Annotated in this window: 16 protein-coding genes and 1 tRNA gene; 6 read left to right on the top strand and 11 right to left on the bottom strand. The window is 68.5% G+C overall.

Annotated elements, in window-relative coordinates; all coding sequences use genetic code 11:
• Positions 1 to 238 precede the first annotated feature (238 nt).
• The 11 genes from ABZ818_RS40945 to ABZ818_RS40895 all read right to left on the bottom strand — a co-directional run bounded on the left by ABZ818_RS40945 (position 239) and on the right by ABZ818_RS40895 (position 7,697).
• Positions 239 to 634, bottom strand: a complete 396-nt coding sequence (locus ABZ818_RS40945; RefSeq protein ID WP_361426897.1) for a hypothetical protein — start codon at positions 632 to 634, stop codon at positions 239 to 241.
• Positions 635 to 826: 192 nt separating this feature from the next.
• A complete protein-coding gene (locus ABZ818_RS40940; RefSeq protein ID WP_361426894.1) occupies positions 827 to 1,984 on the bottom strand; it encodes a tyrosine-type recombinase/integrase in 1,158 nt (385 codons plus the stop codon).
• Complete coding sequence (locus tag ABZ818_RS40935; RefSeq protein WP_361426891.1) at positions 1,984 to 2,196, bottom strand: excisionase family DNA-binding protein; 213 nt, start codon at positions 2,194 to 2,196, stop codon at positions 1,984 to 1,986. Before ABZ818_RS40935 ends, ABZ818_RS40940 begins: the two co-directional genes overlap by 1 nt.
• Positions 2,189 to 3,484, bottom strand: coding sequence for a replication initiator (locus ABZ818_RS40930; RefSeq protein WP_361426888.1), 1,296 nt, complete (start codon positions 3,482 to 3,484; stop codon positions 2,189 to 2,191). The genes ABZ818_RS40935 and ABZ818_RS40930 overlap by 8 nt, the downstream gene beginning before the upstream one ends.
• Positions 3,485 to 3,638: 154 nt before the next feature.
• Positions 3,639 to 3,884 carry a SpdD protein gene (locus tag ABZ818_RS40925; protein ID WP_361426906.1) on the bottom strand — a complete coding sequence of 82 codons (246 nt, stop codon included), beginning with the start codon at positions 3,882 to 3,884 and terminating at the stop codon, positions 3,639 to 3,641.
• A 25-nt stretch (positions 3,885 to 3,909) separates the two neighbouring features.
• Positions 3,910 to 4,104, bottom strand: coding sequence for a hypothetical protein (locus ABZ818_RS40920; RefSeq protein WP_004986817.1), 195 nt, complete (start codon positions 4,102 to 4,104; stop codon positions 3,910 to 3,912).
• A gap of 15 nt (positions 4,105 to 4,119) precedes the next feature.
• The gene (locus ABZ818_RS40915) at positions 4,120 to 4,311 is read right to left on the bottom strand and encodes a mobile element transfer protein (protein WP_351057113.1); all 192 of its coding nucleotides are present in this window, start codon (positions 4,309 to 4,311) and stop codon (positions 4,120 to 4,122) included.
• 11 nt (positions 4,312 to 4,322) lie between these two features.
• Positions 4,323 to 4,970, bottom strand: a complete 648-nt coding sequence (locus ABZ818_RS40910) for a DUF2637 domain-containing protein (RefSeq protein ID WP_361426884.1) — start codon at positions 4,968 to 4,970, stop codon at positions 4,323 to 4,325.
• 89 nt (positions 4,971 to 5,059) lie between these two features.
• On the bottom strand, positions 5,060 to 6,400 hold the full coding sequence (locus ABZ818_RS40905) for an FtsK/SpoIIIE domain-containing protein (protein ID WP_361426881.1): 1,341 nt from the start codon (positions 6,398 to 6,400) through the stop codon (positions 5,060 to 5,062).
• Entirely contained in the window at positions 6,400 to 6,756 is a 357-nt protein-coding gene (locus ABZ818_RS40900) for a hypothetical protein (RefSeq protein ID WP_161243473.1), read from the bottom strand. Before ABZ818_RS40900 ends, ABZ818_RS40905 begins: the two co-directional genes overlap by 1 nt.
• A 155-nt stretch (positions 6,757 to 6,911) precedes the next feature.
• On the bottom strand, positions 6,912 to 7,697 hold the full coding sequence (locus ABZ818_RS40895) for a GntR family transcriptional regulator (RefSeq protein WP_361426878.1): 786 nt from the start codon (positions 7,695 to 7,697) through the stop codon (positions 6,912 to 6,914).
• Between the two features lie 107 nt (positions 7,698 to 7,804).
• Here ABZ818_RS40895 and ABZ818_RS40890 point away from each other — a divergent pair, with 107 nt between their 5' ends.
• From ABZ818_RS40890 to ABZ818_RS40865, 6 genes are all read left to right on the top strand, one after another.
• Entirely contained in the window at positions 7,805 to 8,212 is a 408-nt protein-coding gene (locus ABZ818_RS40890; protein WP_361426903.1) for an NUDIX hydrolase, read from the top strand.
• Between the two features lie 46 nt (positions 8,213 to 8,258).
• On the top strand, positions 8,259 to 8,687 hold the full coding sequence (locus ABZ818_RS40885; RefSeq protein WP_361426875.1) for an ATP-binding protein: 429 nt from the start codon (positions 8,259 to 8,261) through the stop codon (positions 8,685 to 8,687).
• Positions 8,687 to 9,067, top strand: a complete 381-nt coding sequence (locus ABZ818_RS40880; RefSeq protein WP_361426900.1) for a hypothetical protein — start codon at positions 8,687 to 8,689, stop codon at positions 9,065 to 9,067. Before ABZ818_RS40885 ends, ABZ818_RS40880 begins: the two co-directional genes overlap by 1 nt.
• 401 nt (positions 9,068 to 9,468) lie before the next feature.
• Positions 9,469 to 9,882, top strand: coding sequence for a VOC family protein (locus ABZ818_RS40875; RefSeq protein WP_361426872.1), 414 nt, complete (start codon positions 9,469 to 9,471; stop codon positions 9,880 to 9,882).
• A gap of 390 nt (positions 9,883 to 10,272) precedes the next feature.
• On the top strand, positions 10,273 to 10,683 hold the full coding sequence (locus ABZ818_RS40870; RefSeq protein ID WP_361426869.1) for a VOC family protein: 411 nt from the start codon (positions 10,273 to 10,275) through the stop codon (positions 10,681 to 10,683).
• 164 nt (positions 10,684 to 10,847) lie between these two features.
• A tRNA-Arg gene (locus tag ABZ818_RS40865) sits at positions 10,848 to 10,925 on the top strand.
• The last annotated feature ends 1,118 nt before the right edge of the window (positions 10,926 to 12,043 follow it).

The raw sequence follows: 12,043 nt of genomic DNA, 5'->3' as shown, positions 1-12,043 counted from the left end.
AAACTGGACCCGTCGCGCACCTACTGAACCTCACAGTCGGTGCACGTTTTCTCCTAAAGCGGGTGTCGCAGGTTCGAATCCTGCCGGGGGCACAGAGAAAAGGGCCAGCTCAGGAGGGGTTTCCTCCCAGGCTGGCCCTTCGGCGTTTCAGGTGTCGTGCCAGAGACGTGCCACTATGCCGCCGACGGCCCGACCACGCATGGGCAGGGAGTCTTACAACAAACTGCCCGCCGCGAACTCACGGCGAGTGCCGGATGGTCTGCAGCAACCCGCCGGACCCATCATCGAGCACCCAGAATGACCAACCGTTACGGTTCGGATTCACGCCCGGCTTGTAGTGCGTCACCACCGCTCGCGCCGCCCCAGTCGGCGTCTTGAAGCTTTGCCCTGCAAGCGGCCCCGATGTGATGTCGATCCGCTTTGTGTCCCGGTCATAGTTGCCGCGAGTCCGATGGCCTTCGTAGTCGACGTACACGCCAACCTTGCGCTCCTCGTTCTCCTTACTCGCTGCGGCCGGCACACTTGCGCTCTTCACGAGCCGAGCAACAACCTCGCCAGCAGTGGTACCGCCCATGCTCGCCGCGAACTCGATAGAGCGATACGTCTGTTCATCAACCTCAATAGTTGGGCTCATGCCCTCCCCCTTGCTAGTCGGCGTTGGCCACGCAAGACTAGCGCATCCGGAGACGCAAGAGATACAAAAAGCAGTTTTCAGCGAATCCTGCGAAGCGAGAGACTGGGCGCAGGACGAAGGGCCAGCTCACGAGAGGTGCCCTCTCGTGAGCTGGCCCATCACAGATCAGGCGCTGCGGCTACGCACTCGCTGTTATCGCTGGTCGAGTCTCGCTCTCGCCGAGCCAGCCGCCGCTCCCCCATCGTCTCGGATCATGGCACCGAGCTGGTCGGCGATGACCCGGTCACGGTCGCTGGTCATGTGCTGATAGATCAGCGCGGCGCGCGAGCTGCTGTGGCCCATGCGAGTCATCAGCTCCCGTGTGCTGGCCCCGGCCGTCGAGGCCAGTGTGTTGCCCGTGTGCCGCAGATCGTGGAAGTGCAGCTCGGCCGTGACGCCCGCGGCCTTCCTGGCCTTGACCCAGTCGTCCCGGAAGTTGCTCCGCCGCAGTTGTCCGCCCTGCGGCCCGACGAAGACGTGCCCGTCGCGGCCGGGAGCGGCGAAGTGCTCCAGGTGGTGCGTGACCGCGTCGAGCAGTTCGGCCGGGAAGGAGACGGTGCGCACGCCGGCTGCGGATTTCGGTGCCTTGTCGAAGAGCTGGCCGTCCTGCAACTCGGCTTGAGCGCGGCGCACGGTGACGGTCAGCCCTTCCAGGTCGATGTCCCGGCGCCGCAGAGCCGCCAGTTCCCCGAACCGCAGGGTGGTGAAGGCCGCCAGGAGCACGAGCAGCCGGTAGCGCGGCGCTATGGAGTCGGCGACGGCGAAGACCTCCGCGACCGTGAGGACCGGCCGTTCGGGCACGTCGTAGCGGTCCGCACCCTTGATGCGGCACGGGTTGCGCCGGATCAGCTCGTCGTCCACGGCCGTGTTCATCAGGGCCCGCAGCAGTTGGTACGCCTTGACCACCGTCGGCTCTCCGACGCCGGCCGCGAGGAGTTTGCCGCGCCAGCTACGCACCCGGGCCGTCGTTACGTCGGCCACGCTCCCGGCTCCGAACGTGGGCAGGATGTGCAGCCGCATCACCGACTCGTTCCGCTCGCGGGTACGGTCGGCGAGCTTCCGGTCCCGCAGCCACGCGGTGGCGTACTCCCCGAAGTTCACCGCCCCGGCGTCCGGGTCCGACCACTGCCCGCGCACGATGTCCGACTCGATGTGCGTCAGGGCTACTTGGGCATCGGTCTTGGTCGCGTACGTCTTCTCCGCCGGGCGCAGCTGCCCCGTCTCCGGATCCCGGTAGCGGACCTGCCAACGGCCGGACGGAAGCTGCCGGACCGAACCGAAGTTCCGCCGCTTCCCTCTCTTGTTGGCCATCAGGCAGCCCTCCGCAGGGAGCTGCGGCGGTCGCCGATCGGCTGCACCGTGTTGGCGTCGATGAAGGCGTTCAGTGCGCTCCCCGGGATACGGACGTGCCGACCGACCTTGACGAACACGATGCGTCGCTCGGCGATCAGGCGGCGCGGGAAGCGTTCCGTGGTGCCGAGGAGTTCGGCCACCTGCGCCACGGTCAGGTAGCGGTCAGCCATGGGTGGGTTCTCCTTCCGTTCCGGGGGCGGGTTCGAGGGTTTCGGCGAGCCAGGCTTCGGCGTCGGTGAGGCCGGTTCCGGCGTAGACCCAGTGCGCGAGGACGAGGGTCGTGTCCGGGTCGGTCTCGTTCGCTGCTGCGGCCTGTGTGCGGCGCCATTCGGCGCGGGCCTCGCGGAGGGCGCCGAGGGTGGTGGAGTAGCGGCGGGACTTGGTGGAGAAGTGGCCGCGGAAGCCGAGCATGTGCGCCCAGGCCCGCAGGCGGAGGTGTTCGAGGTCCTTGCGGGCGCCGAGGGTCCAGGCGGTACGGATGAGTTGGCGGGCATGGTCGCTGATGTCGAGCTGGGCAAGTTCGGCGAGGAACTTCAGCGGCCGGTCCAGAGCTCCCGTGGCGGTCTCGGCGCCCTTGGTGGCGTACTTGGCGATGTACGCGGCGACAGCCCGCTCGGTCAGCTCCTGGCCGCCGTCGAAGTCGGCCGAGCGGATGGTGCGGACGTCGAGTTGACGGCCGAAGGCGAAGGCATGGGCTCGGCCGTCGATGTCCGGGCCGTCCACGCGAGCGGCGGCAGCGGCGGCCCGGATCGCGTCGGTCAGCAGCTCGGCGGTGGCCCAGGCGGGAGGCGGGGTGTCGCCGCCCTCGGGGCCGTCGATGCGGATGACGGCGTGGAAGTGGACGGCCCCGCGCTTCTGGTACTCGGCGACCTTGGCGAAGGACACCCGGGCGTATTCGCGGAAGGCCCGCTGTGTGAGTCCAGCGCGCTTGGCGACCTCCCGGCGCAGGTAGATCGAGAAGCGCCGCCACAGCGGACCGGCGTGCGCGTTCCAGAGCACGGCCGCTTCGTAGTCGTAGGTGTCCGGGTCGAGCGGGGTGCCGAGGGCGGGGTCGTCCTGGTCGTGGAGAGCGCCGCAGCGGCAGCGGCGGACCGATCCGGCCGGGCCAGTGGCGCGGTTGTGGACCGGGCCGAAGCTCGGCGCGGTGAAGGTGGCGAAGACGCGCGGGTGGGCGGCGACGCGTTCGGGGACGCCCTTGCCGCCGCGCAGTCCGGAGGTGATCAGGTGGAAGGTGTCGCGGCGGTACACCTCGGCGCAGGCTGCGCACCGGGTCGTGCGGCGGTTGTTGCAGCGGACCAGGAGGTGACCGGCCGGGAGGCTGGAGGAGTCGAGGTGGTGGAGGACGTTGCCGATCTCGCCGGTGCGGGTGTCGACGGCGTGCTCGGTGCGGTGGCCGTCGAGGCGGATCGGGTGTGTGCAGCCGCCGAGGCCAGCGAGTTGGCGCAGGAGGGCGGGCATGGTGCCGAGGGCGGCCAGTTCGCCGAGTTCGTGGAGCGGGGGCGGAGTGGCGCGGGTGATGATGGCTTTCTCCTTCTGGTTCGGCTGGAGGGAGAGGGCCCCCGGGGCGGCGGATGCTTGGCGGTATCGAGGCCGCCCCCGGGGGTCCGGTGCGTCAGCGGCGGTGCTGGTCGCGAAGCAGCGAGCGCAGGACCACGGCGGCGACGACCACGGAGACGGCCGTGACGGCGACGGCGGCCAGGAGCGCGGTCAGCACGACGCCGCCGACGAGGACGGCCGCGACTGCTCCGGTGCTGACGGAGATCTGAGGGGCCGGCCGCCGAGCGGGCATCTGGTCGGCCACGGTGTGAGTGTGTGCGGGCGGCGGCGTCGGGCTGTCGGGGTACTTGGGCAGGAACACGGCGAAGCTCTCCTCACCTACTCGTCTAGTCATGTGAGCCGTTGACGATGTCCACGCCGGAGCGCGTGCCGGACTCGATGGCGGGGGCCAGGAAGGTGTCCGAGAGCCAGAAGCCGAAGAGGGCGATCAGGACGACGATCCACGTGCGGACGCCGAGGAACTTGACCGCTCCCCAGGCGAAGAAGCCGAGGAGGACGACGAGCGGCAGGCTGACGGTCACGGTGTGCGGGTCCTTTCAGCGGATGGGGCAGCGGTGGGTACGGGCGGCCAGCTCGGCGGCGGCGCGGCTGTCGTAGTCGGCGGAGAAGCCGCAGCGCGGGGCCGTGCAGGCGGCGGTGTGCTTCTCCCGGCCGCGACCGTCGTAGGACGTGCCGACCTGGACGGGGCCGATGCGGGTGACGGAGCGGAAGCGGCGGTTGGCGCTCACGTGGTCTCCTTTCAGAGCTGTGCTGCGATGGCGTCGGCCATGGGCGGCGGGACGCCGAGTCGGGCGCGCAGGGTCGGGGTGTCGATGGCCGTTCCGGTGCGGGCGTGGTGCTCGGCGGCGACTTTGCGGGCGTGCTCGACCAGGGCGGCCGGAACGGTGACCGGAGCCGGAGCCGGTGCCGACTCGACTGCCGGAGGCGCCGAGGGCTCCGGTGCGGGATCGGGCGCGTCCTCCTGGTCCTCGATGTCCTCGGGTGTCTCCTGGCTCACGGCGTCACCGGCTCCGTCGTGCCTGGTCGGCGACGAGTGGGCGAGGAGGGTTCCGCCGAGGAAGGCGACCGCGGGCCAGCCCGCGACGAGGATGCGGAGCCAGGCCGGCACGTGGTCCAGGTCGAGCAGTCCGGCGGTGGCGACGTTCGCGCCCAGGGACGCGGCGAGGGCGATCAGGAACCAGCACCACCCGGCCGCTTTCGCGTCGCCGGACCGCAGTCGGCGCCAGGCGGCGACGAGCAGCAGGTCGACCGAGACGGGATAGGCCCACGCCTTCCACCCGTCCTGTCCGGCCGCCGAGGCGACGTCGTGCAGGTGGGCGAAGGACAGCGCGGCGGCGATGACCGCTTGGACGAGCACCGCGTCGACGCGGGCCAGGTGGGCGCGCATGCTGCGGCTCCTTCCGGGTTCGGGCATGGGAGGGGGTAGGGACATGGCGTGAGGCGGTCACGCCGACCGGGGATGAGTGCGGGCGCGAGTCAGTCGGTCACCGGGCGGGGCCGCACGACCGGGCTCGGTGCCTCGACGGGCGGCCGTACCGGCACGTCGGGCCGGAAGGGCTTGAGCGCGGGCAGGTCGGGGACCAGGTGGGCCGACTCGCGGCAGGCCCCGGCGGCGTCGCCGAGGGAGAGGTACGGCGTGCGGATGCGGGACCAGCCGCCGGAGGTGTCACCGGCCACGGCGAGGCCGGGCCGTTCGGGGGCGATGGCGCAGGCGGCGGAGACCGCCTCGGGGGCGATGTCGCCGAGTGCCATCTTGGCGGAGGCTTCGTCGTTGACGCGGTGGCAGACGCGGCCGGTCAACTGGGCCCGCAGCATGGTCGCGCCCTTGCCCAGTTCGGCGCCGAAGCGCTGGCCGCAGACCTCCAGGTAGATGCCGGCGGCCCGGCCGAGCTGGGCGAGCCGGATGAGCTGGGTGACCATCTCGTCCCGGCGTCCCTCGTCCTTCTTCGTGGCGACGAGGAAGAGTTCGGCCACCTCGTCCACGAACAGCACGACAGGCATGATCTCCTCGTCCGGCGTGCTCGGCGCGATGCCCTGCCGGGCCTTGATCAGGTCGTACCGGTCCTCCATTTCCTTGATCAGCACGGGCAGCAGCTCGGCGGCCTGCTCCGGATCGGTGGCGAGCGCCGACAGGCGCGGAGCGAAGGGCGCCAGTTCCACGCCCCGCTTGCAGTCGATGCCGACGAGGGCGACGGGGTGGCGGGCGAGTCCGGCGACGAGGTGACGCAGGTACATGGACTTGCCGGACAGCGTGGCGCCGAGGGTGAGTTGGTGCGGCACGGTGCGGTAGTCGCGTACGAACGGAGTGGCGTCTTCGCGCAGCGCGACCGGCACTCGGAGAAGGTCCGGACGGAGCTTGCGCGGCATGCGCACCCGCCGCAGCACGTCGAAGCCGACGAGCCGCAGTTCGACCACGCCCGGCTTGACCGTCGTCACGTAGACGGCGTGGACGCCCCAGGCGTGCCGCAGCCGTTCGGCGGAGGCGGCCACGTCGGCGGGTTCCTGCCCCGGGGCGAGCCGCAGACGGACCCGCAGCCCCGTCGTGGTCGGGCGGATGATCCCCCGACGCGGCGGTACGGGCCGGACCTCACGGCGGGTGGTGGCCTTGACCGCCAGGACCCGCCACCGGGAGGGAGCCACGGCCAGCCCGCACGCCTCCATGACCGAGCCGTAGGAGCTGAGCAGTCGGACCGTGGACACTGGTAAGCCGACCGTGGACCAGTAGACGCCGGGGTGTTTCGCCCGGGCGTAGGCGGCCCCACCGCCGAGTGCGGCGACGGGACCACCCACCTCCAGAAGCGTTGCCAGGTCGGTCATCAGGCCGTGGCCCCCATGGCGGCCGGAAAGGCGGCTGGGGTGACGGCGGCGGCCCGGAAGGCGATGCCGTGCCGCTGCTGGCCGTTGAACACGCTCTCCCACGGCCGGGCGATCAGGCCCGGCAGGGAGACCGGGGCACCGAGGGCGAGCCCTTCCGACACCCCGCTCTCCGGAACGGTCACCTTGATCAGGGACGACTCCCCCTCCTCGATGTAGACGACGCCGATGGTCATCAGCGCCTCACCGCTGACGGCGTCCTTCGCGATCTCGCCCGACTGTCGGTCGCGGACCTTGGGCTCGGGCGCCTCGGTCAGCAGGATCGTCGCGGCCGAGGTCTCCACACGGATGGTGCGCAAGATTTCTTGCCATCTACTCGTCTAGACAAGATGCAGCCTTCGAACCCGACTTCGCCGGGAACGGGATCACCTTGCCACACAACTTGCCCACTCGTCTATACGAGTATGCGTGTCGAGGTGTACGAGTCCGAAGAAGTGGCCTCGCGCACCGCCGATCAGGTCGCCGGAAGCTGGTAGGAGAGGACGTACGCGTCCGCCGCCATCACTGTGTCGCAGACCTCCACGGCCCGCCCCGCAGTATCGAAGGCGGTACGGATCAGGTGGATCACCGGCACACCGGCGGCCAGTTGCAGCGTCTTGACCTCGGACGGGGAGGGCATCCGGGCCCGGATCTCCTCCTCGAAGTGGTCGAGATGGTGCCCCAGTTCCTCAAGGCGGGCGTAGATGCCACCGGGGCCCGGGTTGGGCTCAGCGATCTGCGTACCGCGGGCGATGTCGAGCGGGAGGTACGACGTGGCGAACTCGACCGGTCGGCCGTCGAGCAGGTACCGGCGGCGCCGGGCGAGCACGCGCCGCACAGAACCGAGTCGGGTGGAGATGTCCTGGCTGGCCTTCTCCTCCTTGACCTCCAGGCCGTCGACCTTCGGGTGACTGCCGGCGGCGTCGGCCTCCACGATGAACGCGGACTTCCCCTGCTCACGGTGGCGCCGGGCGAACCGGTCGGAGGCGAGCCGCCGCACCGGAGGCCGGGGCCGGACGAAGACGCCCTTGCCGTGCTCGGCGTGCACCAGGCCCTCGCCCTGGAGGATCGAGAAGGAGTTCCGGACCGTCATCCGGGAAACCCCGTAATGCTCGACCAGCTCAGCCTCGGAGGGCAGCTTCTCCCCCTCCTTGAATCGCCCACGGTCGATGGCCTCGCGCAGCTGGTCGGCGATCTGCCGGAAGACAGCACGATCACTGGTCGGGTCGAGGCCGCCGAGAATGCTCGGTAGAGACGCCATGCGTACTCCTTTAGGTATCTAGACGAGTGGGCGAGTCTTGTTGCTACGGTGGAGAGCCTAGCCAGCCGAGAGGGCCAAGGAACGTGAGCACAGAACGCCCGCACTCCGTGAGCGTCGCCGGGGTCATCGTCGACGACCAAGGCAGGGCCCTCCTGATCAAGCGCCGCGACAACGGCCACTGGGAACCCCCGGGCGGAGTCCTCGAACGCGAGGAAACCATCCCCGAAGCTCTCCAGCGCGAAGTTCTCGAAGAGACCGGCATCAAGATCGAGCTTCCCGCGACCCTGACCGGCGTCTACAAGAACATGACGGGCCTGATCGTCTCCCTCGTCTTCCGCTGCCAGGCGGCCGACGGTACTCCCACCACGGGGGACGAGACCCGCGCTCTGCGTTGGGCCACCCGCGAAGAAGTCATCGAACTCGCCGACGAGGCGTACGCGATCCGTGTGCTTGACGCACTCGACGCGGCATCCCCGCCGGCCATCCGCGCTCACGACGGCGTGAAACTCGTCTAGCCCGAACCCGCTGCACATGGCGGCCTACCAGCACGAAGGAACTTGTATGCACGAGTATACGAGTAGCGCCCGGGTCTGGGGGCTCAGTTGCCCAGGATTTCCGGAAGAGGTCAGCAGAGCCCGCCGCTGGACCCGCGACATTCTGCGGGGATCGCCATTAGCCGAGGACGCCGAGCTGATCGTCAGCGAGCTGAGCGCGAACGCGATCCTCCACACGGCCAGCGGCCAGGCATCCGGCAGCTTTCATCTGGCCCTCGCAGTCTCCCCGCAGGTGATCGCCCTGTCCGTCACCGACGACGGAGGCACGGGCACCGCACCGAAGGTCGAGCACCAGGACCAGGAGGCGGAGCACGGCCGAGGGCTCGGCATGGTCAGCGTCCTCGCTCACCGGGTGGTGGTCCACAGCAGCCAGAGCGGCCACACGGTCACCGCGGAGCTCTTCACCGACACCCGGCGCGGAGCCCACCCGTGCTGATGGACAAGCCCACCCGCGGCTACTGGTGCGAGTGCTGGACGGAAAGCCTCGGGAAGACGACAGAGAAGCCAGCCTTCCGCGCTTCCTTCGAGGCGTACTCGGCGCCCCAGGCAGACAGATGGGTAGCCGTCGCGCTCCGCACGATCTCACCGGCACTCGATTCCGACGCCTCAGACGAGGCATGGGCATGGCTCCACGACGGCCGCAGCGAAACGAGGCGTGCCCTACTGCGTCAGGAACCATGCACGGTGACCATCACCCACGCCGGCACCCGCATCACCTGGACCATCCGACCAGTGCTCTTCCTGCCGTTCGCGCACCGTCAGGGCAACGAACTCCCAGCATGTGCACACGAGTTCAAGCCCCACGCCACAGACTGAGTTACAACTTTCTCTACTGGTTCAAGCACCCGTCGTCGCTTCGCTCCTCCGGGCGGGCGCGGGCGGCCGGCGGCGCCCGCGCTCATGTCTCCGCCCCGCTCGGCACCGCCGGCCGCCCGCTCCCGCCCAAGAGGCAGGCACCAGTGCATGAGGTCAGAACACGTCGTGGCTGGGGCGGTCGGCTCCGCGACTTTAGCCAGCCACTTTGGCGCGAGCCTCGAAGATCATGGCCCCACATCGGGCACTAACGGGCAGGTCCACAAGCCTGCCCGATCCGCGGGCCAGCGTAAGGGGCCATGATCACTCGCGCCAAAGCAGCTCCCGGCCAAAGTCGCTACGCCGACCGCGTGCCCATGCACAGGCTCTAGATCATCCGCGCGGCCGCGTGGCAAGATCGCGGGATGCTGCGACTCACCGATTTCATTATCGACTGCCCGGACACGATGAAGCTGGCGGCCTTCTACTCCGAGGTGACGGGCCGTCCGATCAAGGAAGGCAGCTCCGAGGACTGGGCTGGCATCCAGTTCGGCGAGATCGAGCTGGCATTCATCCGGGTGGACGACTACCGCGCCCCGCAGTGGCCCGACAGCGAGCACCCCAAGCAGTTCCACCTCGACTTCGAAGTGGACGAGATCGAGGCCGAGCAGCGCCGCGTCCTCGACCTCGGCGCGACCCTGCAGCGGGACTGCATCGGCCCCAACGGCTACGGCTGGCAGGTCTACACCGACCCGATCGGCCACCCCTTCTGCCTCTGCCGCAACAAGGGTGTCATCTGGACCGATCAGGGCCTCATCTGGCCCAAGCGCGACCAGTAGACGAGGCGCGGCAACGTTTGCTCGATGCCGTGGGTGGCGAAGAGGCAGACCACAGCTTGTCAAGGCCGCCGTCCGGCGATGACATCAGCGGCTGACACCAACAAGTGCGGACAGCGCCGACCAACGCCGAATGGCAACGGACGATCAGCCCAGGAGACCGGCCGGTTGGCCGACGTTGCCGACTCCCCGTGATCGACCTGATAAGGATGAGGCCACAGGTTCAAAGCCTGTTGGCCCCACCAGGGTGAGGGCCCCGGTCCAGACGGGTCGGGGGACCGTCCAGCCCCTGTGCCTTCCATGGAAAAACAGGCGGGATTGAGAGAGCCGCAGGATCTCGGCGCTACCCTAGCCACTCGTCGACTGCCTGATAGCGCCGAAGGAGCAAGCGGCATGGAGATCGTGACGTCACAAAAGATCACCACGTTCTTGATGTTCGAGGGCAACGCCGAGGAAGCGATGACCTTCTACGTCTCACTCTTCGACGATGCTGAGGTCGTCAGCATCACCCGCTATGGTGCCGAGGGCCCCGGCAAGGACGGGAGCGTGCAGCACGCGACGTTCTCGCTCGCTGGCGAGCGATTCATGTGCATCGACAGCCCCGCGAAACACGACTTCACCTTTACGCCCGCAGTCTCACTCTTCGTGCAATGCGAGAACGAAGCCGAGATGGACCGTCTCTACGCGGCCCTCGTCGAGCAAGGCACGGAACTCATGCCGCTGGGAAACTATGGCTTCAGCACCAAGTTCGGCTGGGTCAACGACCGGTTCGGCGTCTCCTGGCAACTGAACCTGTCCGCGTAAGTCAATCAGCCCCGAGACGAACGGTCACCGCGACAGACACAACGTCGAGCGGCCCTGCTCGCAAAAAGGTCTCGCGTGCCACTCTCGTGCCAGAACGGGCGGGGACTCACGGGGAATTGAGGCTCACCAGAGGAAAGACAGCCGGGTCACGCCGAGGGCCGATAGCCGCAGATCAGACGCGTGATCGCCCAACCTCGCTCCTAAAGCGGGTGTCGCAGGTTCGAATCCTGCCGGGGGCACCAGCGAAAAGGCCCCGGACCGATCATGGTCCGGGGCCCTTGACATCCACCTTTGACATCAACGGGGGCGGTCACTGACGACCGGGACGCCTCCGCAGCAGGCGGTCCATGTGGCTCATGACCTCGCACTGCGTGTGCCACTGACGTTGATCGTTTACGCCTGGGCCGTGGTCTTCTGCTTAAGGCGTTCGTAGGGGGGTCTGGCCGCCGAGGCCGCCGTGGGGGCGATGGTAGTTGTAGTAGTCCTCCCTTGAAGACCTCGGCGTCGTCGATGATGACGCCATCGAGGAGCCGGTAGAACTCCTCGGCGTCGATGCGGTGGGAGCGTTCGACCTTGCCGTTCAGCCGCGGGGTGCGGGGCTACATTCGCTTCTGACCTGCGCCGAAGATCGCACCCACCCCCCAGGACGCAACCTTCCCCCACCCCAAGGGCCGTGACATGATCCGCTCGTGCGGCATGGAGTCGCGCCGACGATCTTCCGGGGAGAGGCGTTCTTCATGGACGTTTATGGCTGGGCCGCTCTCGGAGCTGTCTCGGCGATCACTCTGGTACCAGGCGGAGCTGCAGTCTTCCGCCGCTGGCTGCTCCCTCGGCTGAGGGGCCGTGTCGAGTCACCCCGAATCTGGGGGCTCGGCGTCATCCTGATGGGGCTTGGGTTGTCGGTCGAGCTTCTCGACACATATCGGCACGATGACATGTTTCGCAACATCGTAGGATTGACGGGCGTCTGCATCCTGATATGCGGCTTTTGCCTTGAAAAGTGGGCGCGGGTGTCCGGTCGACTCAGCCAGTCATAGGCGTGCCGAGACAGCGCCAAAAAGCTGCAGACGGGTCACCCGGCTCCTGCTGACGGCAATCTTCCAAACTAGTGCTCCAGGCCGGAGAGAAACGGCGCTTGCCAAGACCACGTGCGGCGGCTGACACCAGCGGCTGACACCAACAAGCACGAACAGCAGCGGTCGACGCCGGACCGCAGCGGACGATCGACCAAGGCTCAGGGGCCGTTGGTCGACGTTGACAGACCCCCGTGATCGACCTGATAAAGATGAGGCTGCACCTCAAACGTCGTCTTCCGCGGTTGTCACTACAGGCCCGCCGCAGGGTCGCCGTCGCCGAGGCC

It is taken from the genome of Streptomyces sp. NPDC047453 (assembly GCF_040643155.1).
Classification (GTDB): Bacteria; Actinomycetota; Actinomycetes; order Streptomycetales; family Streptomycetaceae; genus Streptomyces.
The sequence above is the reverse complement of the archived record's forward strand: the minus strand, read 5'-3'. Positions and strand labels throughout refer to the sequence as shown.

Excerpts from the sequence above, each read along its gene's own strand:
- ABZ818_RS40945 (WP_361426897.1), bottom strand. The coding sequence starts at position 634 with ATGAGCCCAACTATTGAGGTTGATGAACAGACGTATCGCTCTATCGAG.
- ABZ818_RS40905 (WP_361426881.1), bottom strand. The coding sequence starts at position 6,400 with ATGACCGACCTGGCAACGCTTCTGGAGGTGGGTGGTCCCGTCGCCGCA.
- ABZ818_RS40895 (WP_361426878.1), bottom strand. The coding sequence starts at position 7,697 with ATGGCGTCTCTACCGAGCATTCTCGGCGGCCTCGACCCGACCAGTGAT.
- ABZ818_RS40880 (WP_361426900.1), top strand. The coding sequence starts at position 8,687 with ATGGACAAGCCCACCCGCGGCTACTGGTGCGAGTGCTGGACGGAAAGC.
- ABZ818_RS40940 (WP_361426894.1), bottom strand. The coding sequence starts at position 1,984 with ATGGCCAACAAGAGAGGGAAGCGGCGGAACTTCGGTTCGGTCCGGCAG.
- ABZ818_RS40935 (WP_361426891.1), bottom strand. The coding sequence starts at position 2,196 with ATGGCTGACCGCTACCTGACCGTGGCGCAGGTGGCCGAACTCCTCGGC.
- ABZ818_RS40910 (WP_361426884.1), bottom strand. The coding sequence starts at position 4,970 with ATGCGCGCCCACCTGGCCCGCGTCGACGCGGTGCTCGTCCAAGCGGTC.
- ABZ818_RS40885 (WP_361426875.1), top strand. The coding sequence starts at position 8,259 with ATGCACGAGTATACGAGTAGCGCCCGGGTCTGGGGGCTCAGTTGCCCA.
- ABZ818_RS40930 (WP_361426888.1), bottom strand. The coding sequence starts at position 3,484 with ATGCCCGCCCTCCTGCGCCAACTCGCTGGCCTCGGCGGCTGCACACAC.
- ABZ818_RS40870 (WP_361426869.1), top strand. The coding sequence starts at position 10,273 with ATGGAGATCGTGACGTCACAAAAGATCACCACGTTCTTGATGTTCGAG.
- ABZ818_RS40875 (WP_361426872.1), top strand. The coding sequence starts at position 9,469 with ATGCTGCGACTCACCGATTTCATTATCGACTGCCCGGACACGATGAAG.